The 26,435-nt window shown below is 60.9% G+C and carries 31 protein-coding genes and 1 riboswitch; of the genes, 19 read left to right on the top strand and 12 right to left on the bottom strand.

From position 1 onward, the window contains the following. Positions 1-54 precede the first annotated feature (54 nt). Genes ACIOU9_RS02100 through ACIOU9_RS02110 form a run of 3 tightly spaced genes read right to left on the bottom strand, consistent with a single transcriptional unit; the run spans position 55 to position 4,022 of the window. Positions 55-1,254: an acyl-CoA dehydrogenase family protein gene (locus ACIOU9_RS02100; RefSeq protein WP_105657569.1), complete on the bottom strand. Its 1,200-nt coding sequence runs from the start codon at positions 1,252-1,254 to the stop codon at positions 55-57. Beyond that, a complete protein-coding gene (locus tag ACIOU9_RS02105; protein WP_332498456.1) occupies positions 1,251-2,843 on the bottom strand; it encodes a fatty acyl-CoA synthetase in 1,593 nt (530 codons plus the stop codon). Before ACIOU9_RS02105 ends, ACIOU9_RS02100 begins: the two co-directional genes overlap by 4 nt. A gap of 30 nt (positions 2,844-2,873) precedes the next feature. Further along, positions 2,874-4,022, bottom strand: coding sequence for an acetyl-CoA C-acetyltransferase (locus ACIOU9_RS02110; protein WP_402695939.1), 1,149 nt, complete (start codon positions 4,020-4,022; stop codon positions 2,874-2,876). 647 nt (positions 4,023-4,669) lie between these two features. On the opposite strand from ACIOU9_RS02110, the gene ACIOU9_RS02115 reads away from it, so the two are divergent. The 3 genes from ACIOU9_RS02115 to ACIOU9_RS02125 are packed head-to-tail and all read left to right on the top strand — an operon-like array spanning position 4,670 to position 6,486. After that, positions 4,670-5,428 (top strand): class I SAM-dependent methyltransferase, encoded by a 759-nt coding sequence (locus tag ACIOU9_RS02115; protein ID WP_402695940.1) that lies wholly within the window; start codon positions 4,670-4,672, stop codon positions 5,426-5,428. Next, positions 5,421-5,966, top strand: coding sequence for a GNAT family N-acetyltransferase (locus ACIOU9_RS02120; RefSeq protein ID WP_332489187.1), 546 nt, complete (start codon positions 5,421-5,423; stop codon positions 5,964-5,966). Before ACIOU9_RS02115 ends, ACIOU9_RS02120 begins: the two co-directional genes overlap by 8 nt. Next, positions 5,959-6,486, top strand: a complete 528-nt coding sequence (locus ACIOU9_RS02125) for a 2'-5' RNA ligase family protein (protein WP_133833671.1) — start codon at positions 5,959-5,961, stop codon at positions 6,484-6,486. The genes ACIOU9_RS02120 and ACIOU9_RS02125 overlap by 8 nt, the downstream gene beginning before the upstream one ends. Here the strand turns inward: ACIOU9_RS02125 and ACIOU9_RS02130 are convergent. Further along, positions 6,483-7,061, bottom strand: a complete 579-nt coding sequence (locus tag ACIOU9_RS02130; protein ID WP_166650721.1) for a CDP-alcohol phosphatidyltransferase family protein — start codon at positions 7,059-7,061, stop codon at positions 6,483-6,485. The genes ACIOU9_RS02125 and ACIOU9_RS02130 overlap by 4 nt on opposite strands. Before the next feature lie 180 nt (positions 7,062-7,241). Then, the gene (locus tag ACIOU9_RS02135; protein ID WP_105657563.1) at positions 7,242-7,535 is read right to left on the bottom strand and encodes a Fe-S cluster assembly protein HesB; all 294 of its coding nucleotides are present in this window, start codon (positions 7,533-7,535) and stop codon (positions 7,242-7,244) included. A 235-nt stretch (positions 7,536-7,770) separates the two neighbouring features. Between ACIOU9_RS02135 and ACIOU9_RS02140 the strand changes: the two genes are divergently transcribed. The 4 genes from ACIOU9_RS02140 to ACIOU9_RS02155 all read left to right on the top strand — a co-directional run bounded on the left by ACIOU9_RS02140 (position 7,771) and on the right by ACIOU9_RS02155 (position 10,089). Beyond that, on the top strand, positions 7,771-8,250 hold the full coding sequence (locus ACIOU9_RS02140) for a GNAT family N-acetyltransferase (RefSeq protein ID WP_402695942.1): 480 nt from the start codon (positions 7,771-7,773) through the stop codon (positions 8,248-8,250). Between the two features lie 56 nt (positions 8,251-8,306). Beyond that, on the top strand, positions 8,307-8,693 hold the full coding sequence (locus ACIOU9_RS02145) for a VOC family protein (RefSeq protein WP_332498454.1): 387 nt from the start codon (positions 8,307-8,309) through the stop codon (positions 8,691-8,693). A gap of 67 nt (positions 8,694-8,760) precedes the next feature. Then, positions 8,761-9,198 carry a GNAT family N-acetyltransferase gene (locus ACIOU9_RS02150; protein ID WP_332489190.1) on the top strand — a complete coding sequence of 146 codons (438 nt, stop codon included), beginning with the start codon at positions 8,761-8,763 and terminating at the stop codon, positions 9,196-9,198. Positions 9,199-9,327: 129 nt separating this feature from the next. Further along, positions 9,328-10,089, top strand: a complete 762-nt coding sequence (locus tag ACIOU9_RS02155) for an isocitrate lyase/phosphoenolpyruvate mutase family protein (protein WP_332595390.1) — start codon at positions 9,328-9,330, stop codon at positions 10,087-10,089. A gap of 227 nt (positions 10,090-10,316) precedes the next feature. On the opposite strand, the gene ACIOU9_RS02160 is transcribed toward ACIOU9_RS02155, so the two are convergent. The 3 genes from ACIOU9_RS02160 to ACIOU9_RS02170 are packed head-to-tail and all read right to left on the bottom strand — an operon-like array spanning position 10,317 to position 11,700. After that, positions 10,317-10,934 carry an NAD(P)-binding oxidoreductase gene (locus ACIOU9_RS02160; RefSeq protein ID WP_332503777.1) on the bottom strand — a complete coding sequence of 206 codons (618 nt, stop codon included), beginning with the start codon at positions 10,932-10,934 and terminating at the stop codon, positions 10,317-10,319. Positions 10,935-10,975: 41 nt separating this feature from the next. Next, positions 10,976-11,263, bottom strand: coding sequence for a transcriptional regulator (locus ACIOU9_RS02165; RefSeq protein ID WP_105657557.1), 288 nt, complete (start codon positions 11,261-11,263; stop codon positions 10,976-10,978). Positions 11,264-11,268: 5 nt separating this feature from the next. Further along, entirely contained in the window at positions 11,269-11,700 is a 432-nt protein-coding gene (locus tag ACIOU9_RS02170) for a hypothetical protein (RefSeq protein ID WP_105661531.1), read from the bottom strand. A 151-nt stretch (positions 11,701-11,851) separates the two neighbouring features. On the opposite strand from ACIOU9_RS02170, the gene ACIOU9_RS02175 reads away from it, so the two are divergent. Beyond that, positions 11,852-12,589, top strand: coding sequence for a hypothetical protein (locus tag ACIOU9_RS02175; protein ID WP_133833680.1), 738 nt, complete (start codon positions 11,852-11,854; stop codon positions 12,587-12,589). Here the strand turns inward: ACIOU9_RS02175 and ACIOU9_RS02180 are convergent. The 3 genes from ACIOU9_RS02180 to ACIOU9_RS02190 all read right to left on the bottom strand — a co-directional run bounded on the left by ACIOU9_RS02180 (position 12,586) and on the right by ACIOU9_RS02190 (position 16,204). Then, positions 12,586-13,080, bottom strand: a complete 495-nt coding sequence (locus tag ACIOU9_RS02180) for a DinB family protein (RefSeq protein ID WP_402695945.1) — start codon at positions 13,078-13,080, stop codon at positions 12,586-12,588. The two genes, ACIOU9_RS02175 and ACIOU9_RS02180, sit on opposite strands and share 4 nt — an antisense overlap. Continuing rightward, positions 13,077-13,976 carry a GNAT family N-acetyltransferase gene (locus tag ACIOU9_RS02185; protein ID WP_402695947.1) on the bottom strand — a complete coding sequence of 300 codons (900 nt, stop codon included), beginning with the start codon at positions 13,974-13,976 and terminating at the stop codon, positions 13,077-13,079. The genes ACIOU9_RS02180 and ACIOU9_RS02185 overlap by 4 nt, the downstream gene beginning before the upstream one ends. A gap of 116 nt (positions 13,977-14,092) precedes the next feature. Next, positions 14,093-16,204 carry an NAD(P)/FAD-dependent oxidoreductase gene (locus ACIOU9_RS02190; RefSeq protein WP_332488599.1) on the bottom strand — a complete coding sequence of 704 codons (2,112 nt, stop codon included), beginning with the start codon at positions 16,202-16,204 and terminating at the stop codon, positions 14,093-14,095. A gap of 275 nt (positions 16,205-16,479) precedes the next feature. Here ACIOU9_RS02190 and ACIOU9_RS02195 point away from each other — a divergent pair, with 275 nt between their 5' ends. The 6 genes from ACIOU9_RS02195 (at position 16,480) to ACIOU9_RS02220 (ending at position 21,265) form a co-directional block, all read left to right on the top strand. Continuing rightward, positions 16,480-17,166, top strand: coding sequence for a VOC family protein (locus tag ACIOU9_RS02195; protein ID WP_400342142.1), 687 nt, complete (start codon positions 16,480-16,482; stop codon positions 17,164-17,166). A gap of 60 nt (positions 17,167-17,226) precedes the next feature. Then, positions 17,227-17,946 (top strand): lysoplasmalogenase, encoded by a 720-nt coding sequence (locus tag ACIOU9_RS02200; protein ID WP_208294235.1) that lies wholly within the window; start codon positions 17,227-17,229, stop codon positions 17,944-17,946. Next, on the top strand, positions 17,937-18,731 hold the full coding sequence (locus ACIOU9_RS02205) for an alpha/beta fold hydrolase (protein ID WP_181149016.1): 795 nt from the start codon (positions 17,937-17,939) through the stop codon (positions 18,729-18,731). The genes ACIOU9_RS02200 and ACIOU9_RS02205 overlap by 10 nt, the downstream gene beginning before the upstream one ends. 121 nt (positions 18,732-18,852) lie before the next feature. Beyond that, positions 18,853-19,287, top strand: a complete 435-nt coding sequence (locus ACIOU9_RS02210) for a GNAT family N-acetyltransferase (protein ID WP_166650724.1) — start codon at positions 18,853-18,855, stop codon at positions 19,285-19,287. A 31-nt stretch (positions 19,288-19,318) separates the two neighbouring features. Next, on the top strand, positions 19,319-19,750 hold the full coding sequence (locus ACIOU9_RS02215) for an OsmC family protein (RefSeq protein ID WP_105661525.1): 432 nt from the start codon (positions 19,319-19,321) through the stop codon (positions 19,748-19,750). A 294-nt stretch (positions 19,751-20,044) separates the two neighbouring features. Continuing rightward, positions 20,045-21,265 carry a mechanosensitive ion channel gene (locus ACIOU9_RS02220; protein WP_332594813.1) on the top strand — a complete coding sequence of 407 codons (1,221 nt, stop codon included), beginning with the start codon at positions 20,045-20,047 and terminating at the stop codon, positions 21,263-21,265. A gap of 83 nt (positions 21,266-21,348) precedes the next feature. On the opposite strand, the gene ACIOU9_RS02225 is transcribed toward ACIOU9_RS02220, so the two are convergent. Beyond that, on the bottom strand, positions 21,349-22,308 hold the full coding sequence (locus ACIOU9_RS02225) for a GNAT family N-acetyltransferase (protein WP_402695948.1): 960 nt from the start codon (positions 22,306-22,308) through the stop codon (positions 21,349-21,351). A 79-nt stretch (positions 22,309-22,387) separates the two neighbouring features. Continuing rightward, positions 22,388-22,492: riboswitch (TPP riboswitch) on the top strand. Between ACIOU9_RS02225 and thiO the strand changes: the two genes are divergently transcribed. The 5 genes from thiO to ACIOU9_RS02250 all read left to right on the top strand — a co-directional run bounded on the left by thiO (position 22,490) and on the right by ACIOU9_RS02250 (position 26,435). Continuing rightward, a complete protein-coding gene (gene thiO, locus ACIOU9_RS02230) occupies positions 22,490-23,587 on the top strand; it encodes a glycine oxidase ThiO (RefSeq protein ID WP_402695950.1) in 1,098 nt (365 codons plus the stop codon). (Overlaps the previous riboswitch by 3 nt.) Before the next feature lie 26 nt (positions 23,588-23,613). Further along, a complete protein-coding gene (gene thiS, locus ACIOU9_RS02235; protein ID WP_105657546.1) occupies positions 23,614-23,859 on the top strand; it encodes a sulfur carrier protein ThiS in 246 nt (81 codons plus the stop codon). Between the two features lie 2 nt (positions 23,860-23,861). Next, complete coding sequence (locus ACIOU9_RS02240; RefSeq protein WP_402695952.1) at positions 23,862-24,683, top strand: thiazole synthase; 822 nt, start codon at positions 23,862-23,864, stop codon at positions 24,681-24,683. Further along, positions 24,680-25,825 (top strand): molybdopterin-synthase adenylyltransferase MoeB, encoded by a 1,146-nt coding sequence (gene moeB, locus ACIOU9_RS02245; RefSeq protein ID WP_402695954.1) that lies wholly within the window; start codon positions 24,680-24,682, stop codon positions 25,823-25,825. The genes ACIOU9_RS02240 and moeB overlap by 4 nt, the downstream gene beginning before the upstream one ends. A 67-nt stretch (positions 25,826-25,892) precedes the next feature. Further along, complete coding sequence (locus ACIOU9_RS02250) at positions 25,893-26,435, top strand: GNAT family N-acetyltransferase (RefSeq protein WP_181148843.1); 543 nt, start codon at positions 25,893-25,895, stop codon at positions 26,433-26,435.

The following is a 26,435-nucleotide window of genomic DNA, read 5'->3' on the forward strand; positions in this document are numbered from 1 at the left end:
TTCGGGCGTTGGCCCCGTGGATTCGGTAATTCGTTGTTATCGTACTCCGCGAAACTAGCCGAAGGCACTGAATCCGGTCAGGTCCCTGCCGAGGATCAATGCCTGCACAGACTCGGTTCCCTCATAGGTATGCAAGGCTTCGATATCGCCGAAATGGCGAATCACGTGATTTTCCAGCAAGATTCCATTGCCGCCGAGCAGGTCGCGGGCGGTGGCTGCCACCCGGCGGGCAGCCCGGGTGTTGTGGTACTTCAGCAGCGAAGCTTGCGTGTCTTTCAACCGGCCGGCAGCCTGGGCGCCGGCCACGGCCACGCACTGCAACTGCATATTGGTGATTTCGGCGAGCATTTGCGCCAGCCGTTCCTGCACCATCTGGTGCGCGCCCAGGGGTTTGCCGAACTGCGTGCGCTGCTTGGCGTACTGCAGGGCCGCTTCGAAGACGAACTGGGCATGGCCTAGCGCCGACCAACCAACATTCACCCGGGTTTCAACCAGTGCCCGCGAGACATCCTTGAATGCGCCGGCCCCGGTGAGCCTGGCGGATTCAGGAACGCGAACGTCCGTGAGCCGGATCTCTGCCTGTTCGATCGCGCGAAGCACGCCCTTGCCGCGCACCGGGGAAGCCTCGTAGCCAGGGGCCTGCTGGTCGAGAATGAACCCCTTGACCCGGGAGTCGGCGACGTCGCGTGCCCACACAATGGTGATGCCTCCGGCGGCTCCATTGCCGATCCATTTCTTATGGCCATTGATGATCCAGTGATCCCCGTCGCGCCGGGCACTGGAATCCAGGCCAACAGAGTCCGAGCCATGATGCGGCTCGCTGAGGGCGAAACCACCGAGCAGCTCACCGGAGGCCACGGGTTCCAGATACTTCTCCTGCTGTTCGGGGCTGCCGAAGAATTTCAGGCTGCGCAGCACCAGGCCGCCCTGCACCGCGGCGGCCGCGGCCATCGAACCGTCTGCGCGCGAAAGCTCCATGGCCACTAGGCCCGCGGCCAGCGGGGAGAAGTGGGCGTGGCCTGGAATCCGAAGACCGTCGGTGAACAAATCGAGTTCGCCCATGCGGCGAACCAGATCCAGCGGATAATGCGCGTTCTCCCAATGCTGGTTGATGCTGGGCAGGATCTCTACTCCGTAGTGCCGGGCGCGGGCCCAATGCTTGCGATCCTCGTCGGTGGCAGCATCGAAAGCGGATAGATAATCGATGTCCAAAGCCGAGGCCAGGTCGTAGGGTGCCCATGGGTCCCGGGTCAATGGGTGCCGCCCGAAGTCTTGTTGCGTTCGGCACGCAGCTGGCGCTTGAGCAATTTGCCCGATTGGTTGCGGGGCAGCTGTGCGGCAAAGTCCACCCGCTTGGGAACCTTGTAGTGCGCCAGCTTGGACTTGACGTGCTCGCGCACCTCTTCGGCGGTGAGCGTGGCGCCGGCCTTGAGCACAATGACCGCGGTCACCGCCTCGATCCAGCGTTCATCATCGATGCCCACCACCGCGACTTCCGCAATTTCGGGCAATTCGTAGATGCAGTCCTCCACTTCGCGCGGGGCTACCAGCACCCCACCGGTATTGATGACGTCCTTGATGCGATCCACCACCTGGATGTAGCCGCCCTGGTCCTTGACCACTTGGTCCCCGGAGCGGAACCAGCCGTCGGCAAATGCCTGCTCGGTTTCCGCCGGCTTGTTCCAGTAGCCGCTCATGACCTGTGCAGAACGGTATTGGATCTCTCCGGGCTCACCGGCATCGGCGAGCTTCCCCTCGGCGGTCATCACGCGCGCTTCGATGAAGAACACCGGGCGGCCGCAGGACGCGGGGCGTGCATCGTGCTCCTCGGGGCGCAGCACCGTGCACAACGGGCCGAGCTCGGACTGGCCAAAGCAGTTGTAGAACCCGATCTGCGGATAGCGGTCGCGCAAGCGGGCCAGCACGGTTACCGGCATGATCGAGGCACCGTACTGCGCCTTGGCCAGCGAGCCCAGGTCGCGGGTGTCCAGATCCGGGTGATTGCTCAGAGGCACCCAGACGGTGGGGGCCAAGAACAGCGAGCCGATGCGTTCGGATTCGACGCGTTCCAGGATTTCGCCGATATCGGGTTTGGCGAGCAAGCGGATGCTGGCACCCAATGACAGATAGGGAAGCAGGAACACGTGCATGGCCGCCGAGTGGTAGAGCGGCATCGCGATCAGGGGCCGGTCCGTGCCCTCCAGATCCAGGGCGATAATGGCTGAGACGTACTGGGCCACCAGCGCCGAATGGGTCATCATTGCGCCCTTGGGTGCCGAGGTGGTTCCGGAGGTATAGAGCAGCTGGGCCAGATCCGTGCCGGCCACCGCAGCTCCAGGCGGCGCGGCCTCCACGCTTTCATCCATCGCCGTTTCCAGCACGCTGGTGCTGTTTCCGGTTCCGGGCAGCAGCGGCCAAACATCCTTGACTGCCTGCAGGCCGCCGGCATCGCGCAGTTCCTGGACCAGTTCGAGGCGTGACTCATCGGCGATGACCAGTGCGGCCCCGGAATCGTGCAGCAGGTAGCGCAACTCGTCGCCCCTGAGCGCGAAGTTCACCGGCACGTGGACCAACCCGGCACTGGCGCAGGCGAGGAACAAGATGGCATAGGCGTCGCTGTTCGCTGCATAGGCAGCAACTCGCGAACCGGCCGGCAGGCCTGCCTGCCGCAACCGGGCAGTCACCCGATTCACCCCGTCGGCCAGCTGGCTGTAGGTCCAGTTCCGTTCCCCGAAGGCCAGAGCATTGTCCGCGGGGCAGCGGGCCACCGAGCGGCGCAGCAGCGCGCCAATGGTGTTCTGGTCATCGGAATTCATCGCCGAGGTGGCTCGCAATGCACTCATGGTAGTTTCCTTTGCGGCGGGTGCGGGTAGCTAGAGGCGTTCGATGATGGTGACGTTGGCTTGGCCGCCGCCCTCGCACATGGTCTGCAGGCCGAAGCGGGTATCGCTGCGTTCCAGCTCATGGAGCAAGGAGGTCATCAGCCGTGCACCGGTGGCACCGATGGGGTGGCCCAGGGCGATGGCGCCGCCATTGACGTTGACCTTGGACATGTCGGCGCCGGTTTCCTGCTGCCAGGCAAGCACTACCGCGGCGAAGGCCTCATTGATTTCAATGCGGTCCATGTCTTCGATGCCCATCCCGGCGCGTGCCAGGGCATGCTTGGTGGCGCGGATCGGGGCCGAAAGCATCATGACCGGGTCATCGCCTCGGGCCGAGATGTGGTGGATGCGGGCGCGGGGTTTCAGCCCATAGCGTTTGACCGCGGCCTCGGAAGCAATGAGCAGCATCGCGGCGCCGTCAGACATCTGCGATGCTGTGGCTGCCGTATGCGCACCGCCTTCGGCAATCGGTGCCAATGACTGCATCTTGGCGCGGTCCACGGGGCGTGGCCCCTCATCTGCAGCCAGGGAATCCAAAGCGAGGATCTCGCGGTCGAAGTAGCCTTGCGCCTGGGCGTTCAATGCCCGCTGATGGGAGGCCACAGCAAAATCCTCCAGCTGGGTGCGGGTGAGGCTCCAGCGTTCTGCCATCATCTCTGCGCCGCGAAACTGCGAGATTTCCTGCTTGCCGTAGCGGGACGCCCACAGCGTGGAGCCGGTGTAGGGATCGGGGAAGCCGAAGTCCTTGGCGGCGGAGTTGGAATAGGACAGCGGAATGCTCGACATGGACTGGACGCCACCGGCAACCACGAGGTCGCTGCTTCCGCTCATGACCGCTTGGGCCGCGTAGGAGATCGCCTGCTGCCCGGAGCCGCACTGGCGTTCTACCGTTGTCCCGGGGACATGTTCGGAAAGGCCGGCGGCCAACCATGCGTTGCGGGCGATGTCCATTGCCTGGGGTCCCAGCTGGTCGATGCAACCGAGGATGACCTCATCGTATTGCTCGGAATCAATGTTGTTGCGGTTCACCAGTTCGGCCAGCGGCGCGGCGGCGAGGTCCAGCGGATGCATATGCGCCAGAGACTTTCCCCGGCGTCCGACAGGTGTACGCAGCGCATCGATGATGTAGGCCTCGGGCATGGGCTCCTCCAGGAAGTTTTTGACAGGAAACGTCTGCTGAACCAACAATGCCCAATTCATCAACGGTTGTCTAGGTCACAATTGCCACGCTTGGCTTGGGAAAATGCCACTAGCTCCAAATTCGCTACCGATAGGCGCGGCTTGGCTGGGGAATATGCTCCAGAACGGAAAACGGATGCGCGGGCGAAGCGAGCCGGGAAATTGCCTGCGACCGGAATAGCGCCCAGTCCAGGTTCAGCGACCCCAACCCGGACCTGCTAAACGTCGCCGAGTCACGGGCACAAGACCGTCTGATCGTTTTTGCTTCGGGAAGCCTGCAACCATTGCCGGGACTCATCCGGCCTCCGCTGGACCTGCGGTGCCCAAGGCCGCGGTCAACTCGTGGCGTGATTCCGGGTGCTGCCAGGTGGAGACAGGGCATGGAAGGCAGCCAATTCGGTTCCGCGCTTTGCCAAGGCTGGAGTCCTGGAAGGTCAAAGCAGGAGCGCGGTGCCCTCGGTGTTGGCGCGAGTACTCGGCGTGGTGTCCGGCGAATTGAACACGCCTGATGGAAGTACTTGCCAATGGGCGGGCTGCATCTAGGCAATGCAAGAATTGATGGAGCACACTGCACCTCGACGGAAATTTTGAGAACGGAATAGGCCCAAGTGAGCTTCGCTGACTACGATCCACGAATCATTGCGCTCTACGATACGGATAATCCCGACGGACCGGATCATGACTATTACCGTGCCTTAGCGGCTGAAACCAAAGCGCACCGGATTCTGGATCTAGGCTGCGGCACCGGCCTTTTGACGGTTACGCTTGCCATTGCGCAAAGAACTGTCGTTGGAGTTGACCGCTCACCGGTAATGATGGACTACGCCAGGCAACGGCCCAACGCTGAGCGAGTCACATGGATTGACGGCGACGCTTCGGCAATTGACGGCGGGCCCTTTGACCTGATGGTGATGACCGGCAACGTAGCCCAGCACATCCCGGATCCGCAGTGGGCGCAAACCCTGAAACAACTCCGCGCTGCCGCGGCGACCGGGGCCGTGCTGGCCTTTGAAAGCAGGAACCCATCGACTCGCGCCTGGGAGACATGGAATGACGAAGAAGCAGTAACCCGGGACACGCAATTCGGTCCGCTGACCGAATGGTGCGATGCGGAAGAAACCAGCGTGGGACTCGTGCGCTTGACGTCCTATGTCAAGATTGAGCACTCGCAGGAAGTACTGGTCGAAAAGCTGGACCTGGCTTTCCGCAGCGCCGAGCAGATCAGTGCAGATCTAGTTGCCGCAGGGTTCAATATTCGCGCAATTTGGGGTGACTGGCAGAAGAACCGCTTCAACGGAGAGCAACCACTGATGATCTTCGAAGCTGAAGCGATCAGGGGAGTGGACGGGGAAACTGCTCATGGATAGGCAACCTTCCAAGTTGCCGGTTACCCTGCTTTCCATCAAGCATTCAGCGTGCCTGCAACGGCTGATGGAAAGCAACCCGGGATATTCCCAACGTGTCACCGGCGCCGGCCCCGCATCCGACGCCGCAGTTCAGGCATTGAGCGCCCTGCCACCGAAGGCGCAATCCGAGCAGAAAATTGATCTTGGCCTATGGGAAGGCGAAGAACTGGCCGGATTCGCGGATCTGATCGTCGGCTGGCCCAGACCAGATACGGTCCACATCGGATTGCTCATGGTCGATGGTGCCAGGCACGGACGGGGCCTGGGGAAGCAGATCCATGAAGCGGTGCTCGATGTGATCCAGGATCATCCGTTGATCACCGCCTGCCGGATTTCGATAGTCGATGCAAATGCTGCTGAAGTTGAACCGTTCTGGAAGAGCCTTGGTTATGCGCCGACCGGAGAAATCAGCACCTACGCGGTGGGGGACAAGCAGTCATGGGCGCGCACGTGGTCGCGCCAGATCACCAGCATGAGGAAGGAGAACCTTGATGAGTAGGTCCCCGGACAACATTTTGCTGCACCTTCCAGCAGAGCAGGAGCAGCAAGTGCAGGAGGTCTTTGCCCAGTTGGAGATGCGCGGCTTCCCCGCGCAACACCAGACTCCGCATATCACCATTACCTTTTCGCCCAGCATGAGCGAGGTCGTGACGCAGCGGGCGGCAGAATTACTGCCTGCGCTCATCCCCGCGAGCTTCCAACGGGTGGGCACTATTGTCTTTGGCACAAAGCGCAAGCAGACGGTTGCGTGGCTGCTGGAAACCACGGATGCCTTGGAAATGGCAGCCCGGGAAATCAGCGCGCTGAATCCCGATGGGCGGGGACCGCGGTGGACCCCGCACCTGACCATGGGGTTGCGGCTGCCACGCGAAATTGTTCCCGACTATATCCGGGCACTTGAAGAGCTGGCCTCAACGCAGCTCAGGGAACTGACTGCCTGCCGGGCAGCCTTGTGGAAGCCGCGAATACCCGAACTGACGCTCCTGGCCGGAGCAATGCAGCAGGAAAACCGCGACTAGCTGGCCGATGCAGCTTGCTCTTTGGCAGAAGCACGCATGATGCGCAGATAGCCGAACCCGACAAATAAATGCAGCACCGTACCGGCAGTCAAAATGGCTACGCCCGGTGTTGCCAGCACCGAAAAATCGGGGATCCTGCCACACGCCACGCAGGCCAGCCCCAGCATCATGATGGCGGTGCGGATCTTTCCCAGCCACGTGGAAGCTGGCGGGGAGCCCAGGCGCAAGAAGAAATAGGTGCACAGCAGGATCAGGTCGGTGATGAAAATGGCCAGGCCAACCCATAAGGGGATCGCCCCATTGGCCACCAGGGCGATCGCGATAGCCACGATGCCCAAACGATCAGCTATGGGATCCAGCAGGACGCCCAGATGCGAAACCTGATTGAACTTGCGGGCAATAAACCCGTCAACCCAGTCGCTCAGGCCGAAGGCGAGAAGCAGAACCGCTGTCAGTGCCGGTTCGGTATCGGCCAGCAAATAGCCGACGATGGGAACCACCAGGAGAAAGCGAATAATCGTGATGGCGTTCGGAATCGTCGCCCACTCATGCTTGCGTACCGCGCGCGTTTCCACTGCTTTCCCCTTTCCCTTAGTTGAACGATGACGCACTGCGTCGCAATATACAAGGGTGCGGGGCATCTGGCCTGCAAATATGATCCGTCCAGCGTACCGGTGCAGGGAGATTGTTAACGAACTGCGGGGCCGTCCCGAAGGACGACCCCCGCAGCCAAAGCTAAAGGGCAGGGTGCAGAATTAGCCCTGCTCAAGGAGCTGGAAGCTTACGCCACCCTGCTCATCCACCGCCGCGTCGAGTACTTTGCCCTCCAAAGCGTCGGCAATCGCTTCATCCACGTAGACTGGGCTGCCTTCGGAAGCCACGACGCCGTCGGTGCTTTCGGGAGCGGGGACAATCTGCAGGCCGAAAGCGGCATCTTCCGGGTGGGTGCTGTCTGCCTGCATGATGCGCAGACCAGCGGTTTCTTCCTCGGCCTGGTTGGTGACGATCGCGGTCACGATCGATGCTGCTTGGTCGGTCAGTGCGAGCACGAGGCTCTCCTTCCGGTTGAGGACATACCAAGTTCAGGGCATGTGGGTGCCACGATTCCAAAAAACGCAACGAATCTCAACACCGCTTAACAGCTGCGCAACATGCTTGGACTTGAACCCCGCCAGCCCGATAGGGTCCGCCCCAACACATAGACTGGCGTTGCCCTGCAAAGGAGAAATAATGCGCGATGCTCAGGCAGCCAGCGGCAGGAGTACCGCTGGGCACGGAATACGCTTGGCTGATTTTCAACCGCAGGACTTGCCTGCAATCCATGCCTTTGCCGCTGACCCAGTGGTGTGCCAGTACTCGATATGGGGACCCAACCAACTGGCCGACACCCGGGAATTTCTCGCCGATGCACTGCTCGAGCAACCGCATAGGGTCCTGCAGGCGGTCATGCTCGGTGATGTTCTCATCGGTTCGGCTTCGGTGTGGGTCACCGACCGGAAAGCCAAGGCAGGGGAGATCGGCTACACCCTGAATCGAGAATACTGGGGAAACGGATACGCCACCGAAACTGCTGGACTCCTGCTCCGTCGGGGATTCGAGGATCTTGGTTTGGAACGGATCAGTGCAACCTGCGATGCGAGAAACGCAGCTTCCATCCGAGTCCTTGAAAAGACCGGATTCAAGCCGGAAGGACGCCGGGTTGAAGATCCAGACAGCGACGCCGCACGGGCTGAAACCCTGATCTTCAATATTGGCCGAACCTAGCCCTGGGCAGTCTCCTTGCAGGTATATTGGCAGCAACAGCGACGAGGAGGGACCAGATGAGACTCCATCACGTTCAGTTGCCGATGCCACGCGGCCAGGAAGCTGAAGCCCGCCGGTTCTACGGTGAAGCCCTGGGGCTAATCGAAGTCCCCAAGCCGCCTTCCCTTGCCGGCAGGGGAGGTTGCTGGTTCCGCGCTTTCAAAGCAGATGCCGTTGTGGCGGAAATCCATCTGGGCATAGACGATCCATTCATTCCAGCCAAGAAAGCGCATCCTGGAATGGTCTGCGACTCGGTAGAGGAGTGGGAAACCCTCGCTGGCCGTATCGATTCCATGGGCTATGAACTGTCTTGGGCAGAGCGCGAAACCTTTGAAGGATATCTGCGGTTCCATGCCCGCGACGGGTTCGGGAATCGTCTGGAAATCATGACCCCATCTAGCTAGCGCAAGTACTATCCGGTCAGGAGCCATCGTGGAACAATCCAGCTTTGCAGCAACCAGGGACCATCCCGTGCCAGACGACGTTGCGCGGTTGCTTGCCACCGTTCCTGAATGGTTTGGCCAACCTGAATCAAACGCAGAGTACATCCAGTCCGCGCGGACCAAGGAAACCTGGACCGTTCGCAATGCCCAAGGCGCAGTGCTCGGTGTGCTCTTGGCAGAACGGCACTACCACCACTCCGTTGAGATCCATCTGATGGTGGTCGACCGTGGATACCACGGCGGTGGAATCGGTTCGGCTTTGTGCGCAGCCATTGAAGCCGAGGCGCTCGCCGGCGGAGTGCAGCTCTTGCAGGTCAAGACCCTGGGTCCTTCGCACCCGGATGCCGGCTACGCGAAAACTCGGCGATTCTATGAAAAGCAGGGCTTCCTTCCCCTGGAGGAAACTAGCCTCTGGGGAGCTGGGACGCCCTGCTTGACCATGGTTAAACCGCTACCTGGCAAGTAGCAATAGGATTGAAATGATGCCTGGTTCCAGCGCTCATGCCGAATCCTGGGAGTTCATCTTCCAGTTGTTTCCATCGTGGACTCCGAGCCGTAGACTGGGTGGATTCCGTCACGACTCTAGGAGATATCCTTGACTGAAATTTCAGCTCTCGCCCAGAACCTCGCCAAGCAGCACGCCTCAGGTGAACTGCTGGTCATGCCAACCGTGTGGGATGCCTTCAGCGCCAACATCGCGGCATCCGCTGGCTTCGCCTCGCTGACTGTCGGAAGCCACCCCGTCGCCGATGCCTTGGGCAGTGAAGATGGCGAGAAGATGGACTTCGCAGACTATCTGGCCGCGGTTCAGCGAATCACCAGCAGTGTCGATGTGCCGGTCAGCGCTGACGTTGAATCCGGCTACGGCCTGGATCCGAAGGAACTCTTCGAACGCGTTGCGGCAGCGGGCGCTGTCGGCGTGAATATCGAAGATGTTCTCCACAGTGAAGGCGGCCGTGTCCGTGAACGCCATGAGCATGCGGACTACATTAACGGCGTCCGCCAAGCAGCAGATGCAGCAGGCATCGAATTCGTGATCAACGGACGCACCGATGCAGTGAAGCTGGCCGATAAGTTCGCAGACCCGCTGGGCGAGGCAATCGAGCGCATCAAGCTGATGGAGCAGGCTGGTGCGCGTAGCGTGTATCCGGTGGCCCTGGCCAATGCCGATCAGGTTGCTCAGGTCGTGCAAGCAGTCAGCATTCCGGTGAACGTGACGGCCCACCCAGTCAACGCGCACCCGGCCGGTGACCTCGCAGCCTTGCGTGAGCTAGGGGTTCGTCGCGTGAGCTTCGGACCGCTGTGGCAAATGTGGTTGGCGGAGATGTCCGGCAAGCAGCTCGGAGCTTGGCTCTAGGCCTTCCCCGGATCAGGCAGTGCGCGCCAGGCGGGCGACGGCCGCACGCTGGTTGCAACGAGGAACGGCAACCCGGGCACAGTCCGGCACCTCCCAGGACATTTCAGTTCTGTGAATACTTGGAAAATCTGCCGTCAGGGTATTTCGCCTTGGCGGCAGGCTCCGGCATTGCCGGGACTGGCCCGCACCAAACGGGCGTCAGGGGCCCCTGGCTTTCCGCAGCCGAATTAGTTGCTGATGCCGTAGGCCTTGCTGATGCTCTGGTTGCTTTGAAGTGTTTCGAGCATGAACGCGGCAAGATCATCACGCGTGATGCTTCCACCCAGCCGGCCTGGTTCACCAACTTGCAGTGCGGTCCACTTGCCGAGGGCAGGCTTGCTGCCCAATCCGGTGGGGCGCACAATGCTCCAATCCAAGCCAGAATCTTCCACTAGCTTTTCCTGCTCGGTGTGGTCGGCCAAAGGCTTGGCCAATAGCATTTTGGAGATGAGACCGATGACGCCGGGAAGTTGCGAACCGGAGTTTCCGGCGCCCAGGGAAGACTGGATCAGCAGGCGCTGGGGACCGTTCGCCTGCATCGCGTGGATAACACTGCGTGTCACGCTGGTGCGGGCATTTTTCTTTCCCTTGCTGCCACCCACGGTGATAGCTACGGCGTCGGCGCCGGCAATCGCCTGCACCGCGAATTCAGGATCAGAGGCATCGCCGTTGAGCTGATTTATTTGCCCATGCGCGGTGCGGGAACCGCTTCGCGAGACGACGGTAACTTCATGGGATGCCTGGCGAGCGAGTTTAGCCAGCGCAGCGCCGGTTCCGCTGTTGCCACCGATAATAACGAGTTTCATGAGTTCTTTCCTTGAAGCGTGAAGGCATCAGGTGCCCCGCACTATTCTCCCGCAATACGGTTGAGAGTTTTCATCAGTTTCTTGAAGGTGCGCTGGCCACTCTCCGACAGGCACACGAGGGTGATGCCGTAGCGGTCTTTGCGTTCCTTTGACAGGTGGATTAGTTCACGATTTTCCAGATCCTTGAGGATCTTTGAAAGGTCGGCGGTGGACAGCCCCGTGGCTGCTTGGAGTCCAGCGAAATCCGCCTGTTCTACTTGGCTCAGATGCGCCAGCGTAACGAATCTTTTGGGCGCCAGAAGCAAGGGATCAAGTTCTTGGTAATTCATGGAGCTCAGCGCCGAATTAACAGGAAGAGATAGTAGCCAAGCCACAGCATCGGTGCGAAGCCTCCCAGCAGCAGCGCTTCAGGCCAAGGTGCGGTTTCATGATGGACGATGCTTCGCCAAATAGGCAGGAGCAACCAGGTGGCAAAAATGGCCAGGATCGTGCGGGCACCGGGATAACGCGGTTCATTGATGCGGCGCTGCCGCGCAGCGAACCAGTGATTCGCTGACAATAAGGCAATGATTGCTGGCGCTACGGCGATCCATCCGTATCCGGACAGCGCCAGCAGTCCTGCCGCCAATGATGCGGCAACGACCAAGATCGCTATCGCATGATCGACGGCCTTGAGTTCTCGGCGGGGGCGGTGGGGGACCGAGCCCAGCAGTTGCTGCGCCTTGCCGGGCGATAGCGGGGTGGATGAACTGGAATCTTGGCTCATGCCTCAATCTTTGCAACTAGTTGCAATATTTGCAAGTAGTATTTTGTTTCAATTCCGTATCTGTTCATGCTTTTTATGATCGGACGGTTGAGGAACTGCTATTCTCGGACGGAGCCAGCTAAACCAACCCACGGCACCGAGGCACGTCAACATGAATGCTTTTTCTGCTCGATCTGAAACAGCCATGGGCCACCGTCGGAGTGCATTCGCGTGGCGACCTGAAGCCGATACGCTCATTGCCTTGGCCACGTTGCTGGCGTTTTCCCTGTGCTACTACGCGGGGACCGCGATTAATAGCCTTTTTCTCTGGCTCGGCATCTTGGTCTTCGGAACCTTTGTCCCTCTCTGGACGGTGCTGCACCGGCGCCGAGAGACTCTTGCAGGGGTGGGGATCACGAGAAAACTCCTGCTGGCATCCCTCGCTATTTCCCTGGTGCTGGGTGCCGGGTCCGCCTACCAGCTGGTCACCTTGGCCAACGCCAGTGGCGCCGATATCGCAAGCCATCTGGCGGCGAACTTCTTGGCCTTGTGGGAACCGTTCTTTGTCTTTGGATGGTTGTATCTGCGGTGGGAACGCGCTTTCGGATGGTTGCCAGCTATTGCGCTGACTGGCCTCGGCTTTATGGTTCAGCACCTCGGTTCGGTTCCGGCGGCAGCTGCAGCAGGATTCGGTGCTTTCGCGATCTTGTTCGCGATTGCCTTTGCCATGATGCGCAACCTCGCGGTGTTGTGGCCGCTGTTCTACCCAGTAGCCAGTGGAATCGGGACCTTGCAGGCTGGGTATTCCATGGGATGGGGCGATGCCGGCATCTCGGCTATCGTACTGGTGCTCCAGCTGGTGATCTTCTGGTGGATCGCCAAGAGGGCCAAAAGCCTGCCTGCAGCCTAGCCCAAGGCGCCAGCGGCATAGGCAGCCTGCCCGACATGGACCGAGGCGTCGTCAATGATCGATACCAAGCGCACCCCACGGGTAACCGCCGGGTCCCAGCTTCGATCAATGATTTCGTCGAGTTCTTCCTCGCGCAGTCTGGAGGCGTAGCCGCCGAGCGCGGAAAGGCACGCCTCCAAATAGTCCAGGAGCAGCTGCTGGTCGTTGACGATGATCGAGCGAGCCTGCTCGGCACTGTGCCCGAAGCCCATCGAATCGCCGAGCTCGCCCAAATTGAAGCGGTCCCGGAACTGGTCCCAGAGTTCAGGCTGACCGCTCAGCGCCGAGAGCTGGATATCTGCTTCGCGCCCTGAATGCCATAGAAGCCATGCAATGGAGTTGGGGTGGTTGCCCGGGTGCGCGTTGAGCTGTTCACTGCCCAGCTGCGGAAGCGCGCGTACCGCGTCAATTGTCCGCTGGGCCAAGTCTGACAGGAGCTCGGAGACTTTCATGATTCCTCGTTCTTCCCGCGATGCCAGTCGCAGGATTCGTTATCGGCAATGAATTCGGCGGCGAGATAGGTGGCAACGGCGGCAGTGTTGTCGCTGGCAGTGCATACCAAGGCGCTGGATGCTCCCATGGATCGCAGTTCTGCAGCGGCCGCCAGGCTGATCGCCGTGCCGTACCCTTGGCCGCGGGATGCCGGATGCACCGCTACGGGCTCCAACAGCCCTGGCCGTCCGGGACCAGCAGACCAGACCGCTGCGACAGCCAGCGGGTTCATGTCGCTGTCATAGGCGGTCAGGCATTGCCCCTGGGCATAGATGGGAGTACTGGCCATGGTATGCCAGCGCTGCACCGCACGCGCCAAGTCTTCTGCTGAGAAATCGGCGCCGCGAAAGGCATTGAGGTGGACTTCCATCCATTGGCTGGCTTGGGCGGAATCCACCCGTCGAAAGGTAAGCTCCGGCAGATGCACCGGAGTGTCCAGCGAACGGCGCAAGGGAGTCCATGCTTCGCCCGGAGCCCACCCGTTGGCCTGCAGGACCTGGCCCAAGGCCGTCGCGCCGCGGGCTTCGATGCTGGCGGATGAGGAAGGGAAGATCCGCTGTTGCGGCGAGAGGAGGTCGGTGTGGATCTGCTCGGCCAGCGGCTGGATGCCGACGTAGTCCGGATGCAGGGCCATTCGCATGAGATCCGGGCCATCGAGCAGGCCAATGGCATAAATCGATTCGCGATCCGCCCAGACCCGCAGGCTTTGCGCAGTGATTTCCAGACCCCGCATTGCGTACCAGCCCACATCCCCGGGATGCAGCTGCAGGGGCAGGCCATCGCGTTGCCAACTGGCGAGCTCATCGACGAGGTCGGCAACCTGCGCCGCGGCGGGGGTAAGCATTCTAAGGCCCATTGCCCCATTCAATCACTGGGCCTGCCATGGGACAAGAGTTCGCGACAGGCAGCGGGCCAGCAGCATCCGCCGGATGCTGCTGGCCCGCTGCCTATGGGCGTGCAAGTTGCATCGGACTACAGGTTGGCGGTGGCCTTCCACGCAGAATGCACGGCACCGTGGATGTAGTTGACCGCACTGGCATCGCCGATGACATCGACGCTGAATCCGGCACCGCGCAGCTGATCGGCTACCGGCGCGGCACTGGTGGTGCCATCGGCGTAGATGACCATGTCGGCCGGGGCGCTGAACTGCTCTTCGCCTTCGGTCCATTCCACGGTCTTCTCGGTGATGCGGGTGACCGAGACATTGCGGTGGATCTTGACGCCATGCGCGAGATTCTCCTTGACGGCGGTCCAGCGGCGCGGCATGGCCAGCGGCAAGCCCAGCTGCTGGCTCTCATGGACCAGAGTGACGTTGCGGCCGCGCTCGGCCAGGAACTCGGCCAGTTCCAGTCCCACCAGCGAGCCGCCGATGACTACAACGTCCTTGCCCATCGGCAGCCAGAACTTGGTGAACTGGCGGACGAATTCCGGGGACTTGGTCAAGCCCGAGAGCCGTCCGAGCTTGCCCATGGTGCTCAGCACCAGTCCGGCTTCCTCGGCTGTAGCGGTACCCAGCATCATGGCGCGCAGGGTGTCGCCGGTCTGCACGTTGGGCAGGTCGCCGCCTGGCATGTCCGGCTTCGGGCGCACGGCGCCGGTAGCTACAATGACGTGGTCGGGGTTCAGCCCGCGGATGGTTTCCGCGGTGGCTGGGGTATTGAGCTTCACCGCAACCCGCAGGCGCTTGAGCTCGGATTTCAACCAGCGCAGCAGACGCTCGTTATCCGGGGTGGTCATGGTGGAGAACCACATGGTTCCGCCCAAGCGGTCGGCCTTGTCGACGATGGTCACCCGGTGCCCGCGCTCGGTGAGCACGCGTGCGCTCTCCATGCCCGCAGGGCCCGCGCCAACGACAACCACATGCTTCGAGGCGCTTGCCGGCTTCAACGGCAGCAGCTTCTCGTTACCCAGTGCCGGGTTCACTGCGCAGAACGGGGTGTCATCGAAGAAGTTCTCCGCCACGCACAGGTAGCAATTGATGCATGGGCGCACCTGGTCAAGCTTTCCGTCGCGCAGCTTGTTGGGAAGCTCCGGGTCGGCCAGCAGCTGGCGTCCCATGGCAGCGAAGTCCACCTTGTTCTGGGCGATCGCCTTCTCGGAAATGTCCGGGAGCATGCGGCCCACGGCGATCACCGGAATGGAAACATGCTTCTTGATCTCTGCGGCATTCTCCAGGTAGGCCCCGACCTTGTTCGGCAGCGGCCCGTCGGTGAAGTTGTCGAAGGGGTTGCGTCCCCAACCGGTCACGTGGATGCCGTCAGCGCCTGCGGCTTCGAACATCTTGGACGCCTCGATGGATTCGGCAAGGCTCAACGCGCCTTCCTGGCCGTATTCCTCTCCGGCTACGCGCACCAGGATCGCCAAGGAATCTCCCACACGTTCCTTGACGGCGGCGATGACCTGGCAGGCCAGGCGGGCACGGTTCTCCAGCGAGCCGCCGTACTGGTCGGTGCGCAGATTATCGCGCTGGTTCAAGAAGACGCCAAGGATGTATCCGTGCGCCGCGTGGATCTCGATGGCGTCTGCTCCGCCCTTGGCTACGCGTTCTGCCGCGTCGGCCCATGCGGCGATCAGCCAGTCGATGTCCTCTTGGGCCATCTCGTGGTAGCTGGCTTGCTTGCCCTTGGTGGCAGCACCCATCTTCGCGAGTTCCTCGGGGGTGCAGTCGGCCAGCGCGCTCATGGAGTAGCTGTAGTCCGGCTTGTTCGGCGCCATGACTGGACGTCCGTTGGCGGTGTCTACGCGCGCTACCTTGCCATGGTGGGTGGACTGGATGCACAGCTTGGAGCCTGCAGCGTGGATGGCGTCGGCCAGTGCCTTGATGCCCGGGATGTATTTGTCCTCTGACAGTCCCGGTTCTTTCATCGAGGCCGCTCCGTAAGGGAAGGCGATAGCGCATGCGCCGGTGATGACAAGTCCGGCTCCGCCGGCGGCACGCGCGACATAGTGGTCGATTTCCGACTGCTCGATTTCACCGCCTTCGGAAACGTTCATGTCCATAGCGGGAAGGACAATGCGGTTGGCGGTGCTCATAGGCCCGATCCGGCCTTCTGACATCAGGTGGGGAAAATCCGTGTTGCTCATGGCAACATAATACCGGCGGAAAATGCTCCAATTTCCGCCAGGAGAATCTTGGAATTGGAATTAATGGCACTAAGATAAACAACTTGCTCAAATTCAAGCATGTCATCATGGTGTTAGAAATTAGCATTGCAACTAATTCTTATGGAAATCCTGCGAAAAGAATTCTTGTTTCCATTGCCTAAGTCAACGATAATCAATTTCCATATGTGGATATTATTGGCCGGTTCAACGAATGCGCGAAGTGACCGGAATCACCCCAGCGGTAAGCTGGAAGCATGTACTGGGAAAATATCGTCTTCGATGCCGAAAGCCCGAAACAGCAAGGGGAATTCTGGGAGGTCCTGCTCAAGTGCCAGATGCTGACCGATAACGCCGACGGCTATGAAACCCGACTGCAGCTGGCGGGACCGAGATACCTGGATTTGTGCTTCCCCGCTGTCCGGAACCCGGACCGTGCTCAACAGCGCGTGCACCTGATCCTCGGATCCGGCACCCATTTCAGCGAACGCCTTGGCGATCGGCACCGGCATGCCATGGAGTCCAGGCTCGATGCCGCAGGCAACGAATTTCTGCTCCGTGCCCACGACCAGGACGCAAGCGGCTTGGTGCTTGAAGCCCTGCAACTGGCCTGCGTTGACCCGGCCGGAGATGCAGAATTCTGGAAGCAGCTGCTGGGATGGGACATCGTTGCGCGGTCTCCAGTGGTTCTGGCTCATCCATCAGGCGCGGGCCCGCGGCTGGTCCTTGTCCGGGAAGCTTCACCCAAGACTGCGGGGAAGAATGCGATCCATCTGGACCTGCGTCTCGAACAGGCCGAGAGCATGGAGGACGCGTTGGGAATCATCTGCGCATTGGGCGGCAAGGAACTGGACCGTCCGTGGGGTACGCTGCCATGGCGGGTATTCCAGGACCGCTCGGGCAATGAATTCTGCGTCCTGGCCCCGTCGGCTTCCAACCGGTGACGGATCCGGCAACGCTCCGAGGCCGCTAAACGCAATTATCGGCACTACCCAAGGAAGAAAGTGCAACCACACCTAGGCAATGAGCACACCGTTGCGGTGATCCCGGGGCAGTCACGCCGCGGGATCGCGGCTCTGGCGCTCCTGCTCGCAACTGCCACCCATTTGCTGGCACAACTGTTCTGGCCTTCGGGGCTGCTGGCGGACGCCACGCAGATCCTGCTGATGCCGCTGTTGGCAGGAACGGTTCTCGCCCTCACCACCTCGCCGCGTGGCACACTGATCCGGCTGGTGCTCATAGCCCTTTTCTTCTCCTGGGTCGGTGACACCTTGCCCCGGTTCATGGACGGCGATTCTGCATTCCTGGCCATGGTTAGCGCATTCCTGGTTGCGCAGTTCTTCTACATCGCCGCTCTGGCAAGATACTGGAAATCTTCGATACTGCGCCATTGGTGGATGCCGCTTCCTTATCTTGCCGCATTTGCCCTGCTGCTGGTCCTCTGCTCACCCGGTGCGGGAGTGCTGCTCGCCCCGGTGATCATCTATGGCTTGGCATTGATGATGATGGCCATCCTCAGTACCGGGCTGGGTCCGATCGCAGGCTTCGGCGGCGCAATATTCTTCCTCTCCGATTCCTTGATCGCGCTGCGCTCATTTGCGGATATCGATGTCCCCGGAATGGGATTCTGGATTATGCTCACCTACGTAGCTGGCCAATGGATGATCAGCTACGCTGCGAGCCAGCGCGAGGCACAGGAGAAGAGCACGGTGAAATGCGAGTAGCCCCAAAGAGCAGGATCCCGTTGTTCATGGTGCATGGCAACGGGGTAGACCACCGTATCCTCAAGCCGCTGGAAGCAGAGCTGGCCAACGCGCAGATCTTCGACTTGCACTACGTCGACTTGCCCGGCTTCGGAACCTGTCCACCGCTAGGGAACCCCGGGGGACTGCCAGAACTTGCAAACTGGTTGGAGGAACTGATCAGGCAAACCGCGGGAGAGGGGCCGTTCGCACTGCTGGGCAACTCCCTTGGCGCCTTGCTCTGCCAGGAGATGGCCGACAGGTTTCCCGGCCAGACCCAAGGACTATTCCTCCTGGCCCCAGTGGTCTTTCCCGATGCCTCGCGGCGCACTGTGCCCGAAGCGCAGGTAGTCGTAGAGGATCCCGGGCTGTTGGCCCGGATAGATCCCCGCCAAGCACAGCAATTCTCCGATATTGCCGTGGTGCAATCGCAGCAGGCGTGGCAGAGCTTCGCGCAGTGGGTGCTACCCGGGCTGGACTGCGCGAACTTGCGCTCTATGGCCAAGCTATCCAAGCGCTACTTCCTGGATCCTCTGCCCGTGGAGCGTAAACGCCAGCTGGATATTCCGGTAACCATCCTGTGCGGGAAACAAGACCACATCACCGGATACCGGGATCCCGAGCAGCTATCGCGCCGGTACCCCTCGATGAGGATCCGCGTGCTTGATTCTGCAGGGCATAACGTGCACCTTGAGCAGCCCGAGCAGGCCGCGGCCGAATTGCGGGACTGGGCCCACCGCACGGGCCGCATGAACGAGCCGGCTTAAGCCGGGGAAAAACCGCATGCTGGTGTGCCGCAACGATCCATGAAAACTTGAGGAATCGCTGGCACCCGGCTACATTTCGAATCAGCAAGTACGGATTCGCTTGAGCATGAAGGAATATGGCATGGAAGAGACTCTCCTGCTGCGCGAGCTGTCGAGCGTAGATGAAGTGCCTGACCTGCTCGACATTTGGCGCAGTTCGGTGGAACGCCGGGGAGACTTCCTCTCGGCTGCTGATATTGATGCGGTGGCCGTCGCCCTGGAAGCTGTCTATAGCCAATCGGTCTCAGTCAGGATTGCCCAGCATGGTCGACGCATTGTTGGCTTTGCGGCATGGAGCAGTACACGCATCGAACTGCTCTGGGTGAGGCACACTGATCGCCAGAAGGGTGTGGGCCGCATCCTGCTGGATGAAATCATCGCCAGCATTCCCGGGATCAGCGTTCATCTCGATTGCCAGCGCCAGCCTGCCATTGCGTTCTTTGGCGACTGCGGATTCGTGCCTGTGCCCGGGGAATCTGCATCGTCGCCGCAACGAGTCGTATTGCGCCACGTGTAGTCTTCAGCCTGGATCGTGGCACGATAGTTTCATGAGTGAAAATAGCCGTGAGATCCGTGAAGTCAGCATCGAACGCGTCGAGGCACGCAAGTACAAGGCCACCAGCCTCGAATCGGGAGCCAGCCTAGAATTCGGCCAGGGCGAAGGGTTGCTAACCCCGGTGGAGTTGCTGCTTGCTGCCATCGCAGGGTGTTCCGCAATTGATGTTGATGTGGCGACCACCAGGAGAAGCGAGCCTGAGAAATTCGAAGTCAAAGCGGGCGGCTACAAGGTCTCTGAGAACTCGGCGAGCCGGATGGAGGACATTCATCTTGGTTTCGATTTGAAGTTCCCCGACACCGAGGAAGGCCGCAAGGCAGCCAGCATGGTGGAGCGCATCGTCAAGCTTTCGCATGACAAATACTGCACCGTCTCCCGCACCGTTGAACTGGGTGCTTCCGTGCGGAGCGAAGTCATCAACTAGGTAGCGGGACTTCCGGTAATTCCCGGATTGATAAAGATCAATGGCTGAATCCGCAATAGCTTCCATGGCAATTCACGGGTTTGGACGCAGCCGCGAACTTTCTAATATTGCGTGGATCGGTTGTCGGTAGGGCCTTATTGTTCGGAATTCGTTGAATCCATCGGGATATAGTCAGCTTTTCGCAATTCGAGCTGTGAAAGTCCAATGATTCAAGCTGGGAGCATGGGTCTTTGCCCTAGTCAGCGGAGAACCTTCATCGTAGGGTCGGATTGTCCCTACGTTGAAGGAGCAGCAATGCAGTCTGAGAACGTTTTAGGCAATATCGACTGGGCGTCGATGCTACAAAAGGTTGGCATCGCGCTAATCATCCTCATCATTACGTGGCTAGTTGCACGCATAGTTCGTTGGGCTGCCGCCAAACTGGTGAACAGGGTGAAGTTCCTGCAAAAGCAGGGCAATGACGGAGAACAAATAGGCCAATCCCTGGGCAAGGTCGCGGGGTTGATTGTCTGGCTCTTCGGCCTCGTGGCAATCCTGCAAGTCTTCGCTCTATCCGAAGTGCTATCGCCGGTGCAGGGCATGCTCGGCGGCGTCATGGCCTTCATCCCCAACCTCATCGGTGCGGGCTTCATCTTCTTCATTGGCTACGTCATCGCGAATATTGTTCGCCAGCTGCTGAGGACCGGTTTGGGAACTGTCGATTTTAGCGGACTGGTCCGCAAGGTCACCCCAGGCAACGAACCAGTAGATGAAGTTCAGTCTCGCGAATCCCAAGCGAAGATCGTTGACATCATTGCCAACATCGTCTTCGCCTTGATCCTGCTAGTCGTCGCAATTTCAGCCCTGCAGGTTCTGGGCATCGCGGCAATTTCGGTACCTGCCCAGCAGATGCTGCAGCTGGTCTTCACCGCAATCCCGCAGGTCATCATGGCCTTGGCGCTCTTGGCCGTGGGTATCCTGATTGCCAAGTTCGTCGGGCAGCTACTTGAATCCACCCTCCACGGCGTGGGTACCGACACTGTTGTTGCCCAGTGGGGCGTAGTTCCCGAGGGCAAGAGCGCTTCGGGAATCATCGCTGGCATCGTCAAGATTGCTATCGTGCTGTTCTTCGGTGTGATGGCGGCCCAGATGCTGAACTTCCCAGCGATCACCAATATCCTCAATGAGATCCTGGCCTTGGGCGGCAAGATCCTCTTCGGCGCAGCAATTATCGCCGCAGGTTTCGTCATCGCCAACGTCATTGGCCGCTTCTTGGGTGACACTACTGCTTCGAAGATCATCCGCTACACGGCAATTGCGCTGTTCGTGGCGATGGGCCTGAAGTACATGGGTATCGCCGATTCGATCATCAACATGGCCTTCGGCGCAATCGTCATTGGCGCAGCATTGGCAGCGGCTCTGGCCTTTGGCCTCGGCGGTCGTGATGCTGCGGCCCGCACGCTGAAAAAGATGGAGGCCCAACAGACCACCAATGGCCCGGACTCGACGCCACCGGCATCGAGCCCAGGCATCTAACCACGCATCACAAAACCTGAGGGACAGATAAGAAGTCGCGGAATCCAAGACCGGATTCCGCGACTTTTTTGATGCCCGCCAAGCTACTGCTGCGTGCCCCACGGCAAGGGCATGACCGCAGAGCCGCCATCGGTACGCAACCGTGCGTAGGTGTGCACATCGATGCGTTCTCCGGCAACCAGGAATTTGCCCCGTTCGACACCTTCGTGCAGGAAGGCGTTGCTTTCTGCCACATGCTTCGACCCGGGATTATTTGCCCGCAAGCCCAGCTCCAAGCGGTACAGTCCCAGCTCGTCGAACAGGTAATCCACTAAGGTTGCCACGGCGCGGGTGGCCAGCGACCGGCCCCGGTAATTCTGGTTCATCCAATACCAAATCCACGCGTTCCGATTGGCCGGGTCTACCGTACCGCACACCAGTCCCACCAGCCGATCCCGATATGCGACGGCCAACGCCTGCTGGCGTTCCCCGGCCTCCAGCAGTGCGCGCACATACGACTCAGCCTTTTGCGGGGAATCGGCGTCGCCTTGGCGCAACATGTCGGGGTTCGAGGAAAATGCCTCGTAGACCGCTTCGGCATCCGAAAGGCGCAGCCGGCGCACCGAGAATTCACCGCCGGCATGCACGGCTTCCTCCGGTCCTGCAGATGGCTGCGGATGAGCGGCGGCCGTGCCCTGGTGGAAGAGCAGCTGCCAGCGGCCCTGCTCATGGATCCACAGTGAACTGCGTTCGCTGGGGGAACCGGCGAGCAGCTTCCAGCGCAGCAGCACCAGCTGGTCTGAAAGCTGGAGAGCCACCGGGCTTTCGACTTTCAACGCCCCGGCATCCCGTGCCGGCTCCCGGGCCAGCTGGGCAATGATGGCCTCGCGATCATAGACTCGCCCGCTGGCTCCCACCTCGGCGAACCGAGGATGCAAGCGCCGCTGCAATTGCTCCTGGCTATGGCGTTGGCTGGATTCCAAGAGTTCTTGCTCCAACGAGATGATGGTGCTGGATAGCGCAGAACCTTGGGGAAGCACGATAGGGAAGTCATGGAATGCCATGTCAGCAAGTACATCACAGAAGATGACGGAACTGCGTTCAATGAAGTTCGACTTTATGAGCTGCATCATGCTTATAATCGCTGTAATCCGCGGGAGCCTGAATCGACCAGGCTGAGAGGGCACCGAGCCGACCGCTACACCTGATGCGGGTCATGCCGCCGTAGGAAGGAAGCGTGCCCTTGTGCATGTCAACATTGTTGGCGCCGGGATAATCGGCCTGGCCGTCGCGTTCGAGCTGGAATCACGCGCACACACCGTCACCCTCATCGATCCGGCACCCGGCCAAGGTGCAAGCTACGCGGCAGCAGGAATGCTGGCCCCGGCAGCTGAAACGGTCTGGGGCAATGGCCCGTTGCACCAGCTGCTTGCCGCCTCGAATGCCGCCTATCCGCAGTTCATCGAGCGCATCGCATCGGCCACCGGGCAACGCCCGGACTACTTGCAGAACTCCACGCTCGTTGTCGCCGCAGAGCCTGCGGACCGCGAAGCCCTGCACGAGCTGGCCGAACTGCAGATATCCCTCGGCCTGTCAGCGCAAAAGCTGCTGCCCAGCCAAGCCCGCAAGCTCGAACCAGCCTTGGCCGCCAATATTGCTGGCGCGGTCCTGTGCCAAGATGACCACCAGGTCGACCCTCGATCCATCGTCAAGATCCTGTTGGAGCATCTGCGTCCGCACCTGGTCGAGGAACGGGCGCAGGCACTGGTGACCGACGGGAAGCGGACCACCGCTGTGCGGACCGCATCGGGCCGAATCCTCGAAGCGGAGCAGACCATCGTGGCCACCGGTCTTGGCACCCTCGATGGCTTGAACGAACTTCCGCTGCGCCCGGTCTACGGGGACATCCTCCGGATCCAGGGACCAGCAGGCCCGCCGCTCATCACCCGCACCATCCGCGGCCTCGTGCACCGGGAACAGGTGTATCTGGTGCCGAGAAGGGACGGCAGCCTCGTCCTTGGCGCCAGCGTCCGTGAAGACCGGCAACAAGCGGTGAACATTGGCGCGATGCACCTGCTGCTGGACAACGCGAGAAAGCTGGTCCCCGGCATCAGCGACTACACGCTGAACGAGGCAACGGCCCGGGCACGTCCCGCCACGCCAGATGACCGGCCGCTGCTTGGACGCCTTGATCCAGGGCTGCTGCTCTGCACCGGGTACTCCCGGCACGGCGTGCTGCTGGCTCCGCTGGGCGCAACGCTCACTGCGGATCTCGCCCACGGCCACCAATCCCACCCCTTGCACCAGGCTGTGGATCCCCACCGCTTTGCCAACGCAACCTAGACCGCTCACCGAACGGAGCAGCAACCATGACAAGCATCGGCATTAATTTCAATTCACGGCAACTGAACCTGGACGAAGGAACCACCCTTCGCGAATTCATCAGCACGCAAATCGGCAAGGAACTGGACGCCAACTCGGTGGCCGCTGACGGCAGCAAGCTCGGAGTTGCCGCCGCCGTCAATGGCGCTGTCGTTCCACGCAGCGCCTGGAATAGCTACCTGCTGGCCGAAGGGCACAGCATTGAACTCGTTACCGCGGCCCAGGGAGGCTAGGCATGGAAACGCGCAACATCACCGAGCTGGACATCCACAGCGACCCATTCCAGATCGCCGGACGCACCTTGTCCTCGCGCTTGATCCTCGGCACCGGGGGAGCGAGTTCGCTGACCTCCCTGGAAAGCGCCCTGCAGGCCTCCGGAACGGAGCTGACCACCGTGGCCATCCGCCACTTTTCGGCGGCCGGCGCAGGCAACGTGTATGAACTGCTGCAGCGCAACAACGTGATTGCGCTGCCCAACACCGCTGGATGCTTCACCGCCCGCGATGCGATCCTCACCGCGCACCTGGCCCGTGAAGCTCTGGAAACCAATTGGATCAAGCTCGAAGTCATTGCCGATGAGCACACGCTGCTGCCGGACCCGCTGGAACTGCATGCGGCCACCGAGCAACTAGTGGCCGACGGGTTCCAGGTCTTCGCCTATACCAATGATGATCCGGCACTTGCCCAACGCCTGCAGGACGCCGGGGTTGCGGCAATCATGCCGGCCGGAGCGCCGATCGGCTCGGGCCTGGGGATCCTGAATCCGCACAATATTTCCACCATCGTCTCCCGCGCGCAGGTACCGGTGATCCTTGACGCCGGGGTGGGCACCGCCTCGGATGCGGCCCTGGCCATGGAGCTCGGCTGCGACGCGGTGCTGCTGGCCAGCGCGGTGACCCGGGCGCACAACGCGCCGCTCATGGCCAGGGCCATGAAGGATGCTGTGCGTGCCGGGCGCGCCGCGCGGCTCGCTGGCCGGATCCCGCGCCGCGATACCGCACTGGCCTCCTCGCCGGACGAAGGCATGATGCAAACCCTGGTCGGTGACTTCTCGTGAGCCGGGAAGCCCTGGTAGCACCCGGCGCGGAGCTGGAACCGGAAGAGCTGGCGCGCTACTCCCGGCACTTGTCCCTGCCCGGGGTGGGAGAAGAAGGGCAACGCCGCATCGCCAACGCCAAGGTGCTGGTTATCGGAGCCGGGGGCCTGGGCAGTCCCATTGCCAGCTACCTGGTCGCTGCGGGAATCGGCACCCTCGGGGTCATCGACGATGACACCGTCGAGCTGTCCAATCTGCAACGACAAACCATGCACCGGCAACAGGATGCAGGGCGCCTGAAAGTGGATTCGGTGCGGCGGATGGCCCACGAGCAGAACCGGAACGTCCAGATCATCACCGTGGATGAAAAGCTGGATGAATCCAACGCCGTGGCGCTTTTCAGTGAATACGACTTGGTCATCGACGGCAGCGACAACTTTGCCACGCGGTACCTGTCCAATGATGCCGCGGAAATCACCGGCACCCCGCTGGTGTGGGGAACCCTCGTCCAGTTCTCCGGGCAGGTGTCCGTCTTCGATCCGCGCACCGGCCCGATGCTGCGTGATCTTTTTCCTGAAATCCCCGACGCGGACTCCGTGCCCAGCTGCGCCGAAGGAGGAGTCTTCGGCGCACTGTGCGGCGTTATCGGTTCGGTGATGTGCGCCGAAGCCCTGAAGCTCATTACCGGAATCGGGACCACCCTGAGCGGCAAGCTCTGGCTCTATGATGCGCTGGAAGCCACTGTGCGGACCCTCGAATTCGCCAGGGATCCGCAACGTGAGCCGGTGACCGGGCTGGGGGAGTACCAGCCGGTTTCCTGCGCTGCCGAAGGGCATGTCCCGGAGCTCACGGTTCAGCAGCTAGCGGAGCTGGAAACGGAAGAACCGGTATTGCTGGTGGATGTGCGCGAATCCTGGGAACGCGACATCATAGCGATCCCGCACAGCCAGCACCTTCCGCTCGCGCAGCTCAAAGAACGGGGACTGGGAAAGCTCGCGCACAGCGCTTCGGCGGTCGTATTCGTGTGCAAAACCGGTGCCCGTTCGCAGCAGGCAGCGCGGATCACCATGTCCGGTCGGGATGCAGGCATTGCCGTCTACAGCCTCAGCGGCGGAACCGTGGAATGGGCCAGGCAAGTGCGGGGCCAGCAGGTGGCCTACTAGGGCTCAGGCGCATCTTTGGCGCGCAATTCACCGGTGGGAAGTGGAGGCGCTCTGGCATACTGGCGCTATGACGTTGGGAAAGACGCTGGAGATCCGTGAATTGGAAAGCCAGGACGAACAGCAGGCAATCGACGCCCACCACTTGATGCTTCGCGAAGACTTCGAGTTCTTGCCGACTTGGTCTGCAGCCGAGGACTGGGAGGACTATATCTACCGGATGAAGGCAGGGCGCCGAGGCGAGCACATTCCAGAAGGCTGGGTTCGCTCGGCGCTGTTCGCCGCCTTTGACGAGGGGGACCTGGTGGGCCGGGTTTCCGTCAGATATGAAATCAACGAGAGCCTTTTTCAGGTCGGCGGACATATCGGCTATGGTGTAGTTCCCGAGTATCGTCGCCGTGGTGTGGCACAGGAACTGTGCAAATTCGGGTTGCAGGAACTTCGCGAATCAGGAATTGAACATGCGCTGGTTACCTGTGATTCCGATAACATCGGTTCAAAATCCACCATAGAAAAATGCGGCGGCTTGCTTGACGCTGAACTCCCGGAAATTGAAGTCAACTTTGGGCCTAGCAAGCTGCGTTTTTGGATGCCAACGCGGTTAATCCGCTGA

The sequence above is a fragment of the Glutamicibacter sp. NPDC087583 genome, assembly GCF_044743685.1.
In the GTDB taxonomy this organism is placed as follows: Bacteria; Actinomycetota; Actinomycetes; order Actinomycetales; family Micrococcaceae; genus Glutamicibacter.

What these genes read in the sequence shown, in the direction of transcription:
- ACIOU9_RS02225 (WP_402695948.1), bottom strand. Translation starts at nt 22,308, where the DNA reads ATGGCATTCCATGACTTCCCTATCGTGCTTCCCCAAGGTTCTGCGCTA.
- ACIOU9_RS02160 (WP_332503777.1), bottom strand. Translation starts at nt 10,934, where the DNA reads ATGAAACTCGTTATTATCGGTGGCAACAGCGGAACCGGCGCTGCGCTG.
- ACIOU9_RS02170 (WP_105661531.1), bottom strand. Translation starts at nt 11,700, where the DNA reads ATGAGCCAAGATTCCAGTTCATCCACCCCGCTATCGCCCGGCAAGGCG.
- ACIOU9_RS02205 (WP_181149016.1), top strand. Translation starts at nt 17,937, where the DNA reads ATGCGAGTAGCCCCAAAGAGCAGGATCCCGTTGTTCATGGTGCATGGC.
- ACIOU9_RS02120 (WP_332489187.1), top strand. Translation starts at nt 5,421, where the DNA reads ATGGATAGGCAACCTTCCAAGTTGCCGGTTACCCTGCTTTCCATCAAG.
- ACIOU9_RS02240 (WP_402695952.1), top strand. Translation starts at nt 23,862, where the DNA reads ATGGAAACGCGCAACATCACCGAGCTGGACATCCACAGCGACCCATTC.
- ACIOU9_RS02195 (WP_400342142.1), top strand. Translation starts at nt 16,480, where the DNA reads ATGTACTGGGAAAATATCGTCTTCGATGCCGAAAGCCCGAAACAGCAA.
- ACIOU9_RS02165 (WP_105657557.1), bottom strand. Translation starts at nt 11,263, where the DNA reads ATGAATTACCAAGAACTTGATCCCTTGCTTCTGGCGCCCAAAAGATTC.
- ACIOU9_RS02125 (WP_133833671.1), top strand. Translation starts at nt 5,959, where the DNA reads ATGAGTAGGTCCCCGGACAACATTTTGCTGCACCTTCCAGCAGAGCAG.
- ACIOU9_RS02210 (WP_166650724.1), top strand. Translation starts at nt 18,853, where the DNA reads ATGGAAGAGACTCTCCTGCTGCGCGAGCTGTCGAGCGTAGATGAAGTG.
- ACIOU9_RS02185 (WP_402695947.1), bottom strand. Translation starts at nt 13,976, where the DNA reads ATGGGCCTTAGAATGCTTACCCCCGCCGCGGCGCAGGTTGCCGACCTC.
- ACIOU9_RS02105 (WP_332498456.1), bottom strand. Translation starts at nt 2,843, where the DNA reads ATGAGTGCATTGCGAGCCACCTCGGCGATGAATTCCGATGACCAGAAC.
- thiS (WP_105657546.1), top strand. Translation starts at nt 23,614, where the DNA reads ATGACAAGCATCGGCATTAATTTCAATTCACGGCAACTGAACCTGGAC.
- ACIOU9_RS02250 (WP_181148843.1), top strand. Translation starts at nt 25,893, where the DNA reads ATGACGTTGGGAAAGACGCTGGAGATCCGTGAATTGGAAAGCCAGGAC.
- ACIOU9_RS02215 (WP_105661525.1), top strand. Translation starts at nt 19,319, where the DNA reads ATGAGTGAAAATAGCCGTGAGATCCGTGAAGTCAGCATCGAACGCGTC.
- ACIOU9_RS02145 (WP_332498454.1), top strand. Translation starts at nt 8,307, where the DNA reads ATGAGACTCCATCACGTTCAGTTGCCGATGCCACGCGGCCAGGAAGCT.
- ACIOU9_RS02180 (WP_402695945.1), bottom strand. Translation starts at nt 13,080, where the DNA reads ATGAAAGTCTCCGAGCTCCTGTCAGACTTGGCCCAGCGGACAATTGAC.
- ACIOU9_RS02175 (WP_133833680.1), top strand. Translation starts at nt 11,852, where the DNA reads ATGAATGCTTTTTCTGCTCGATCTGAAACAGCCATGGGCCACCGTCGG.
- ACIOU9_RS02110 (WP_402695939.1), bottom strand. Translation starts at nt 4,022, where the DNA reads ATGCCCGAGGCCTACATCATCGATGCGCTGCGTACACCTGTCGGACGC.
- ACIOU9_RS02190 (WP_332488599.1), bottom strand. Translation starts at nt 16,204, where the DNA reads ATGAGCAACACGGATTTTCCCCACCTGATGTCAGAAGGCCGGATCGGG.
- ACIOU9_RS02220 (WP_332594813.1), top strand. Translation starts at nt 20,045, where the DNA reads ATGCAGTCTGAGAACGTTTTAGGCAATATCGACTGGGCGTCGATGCTA.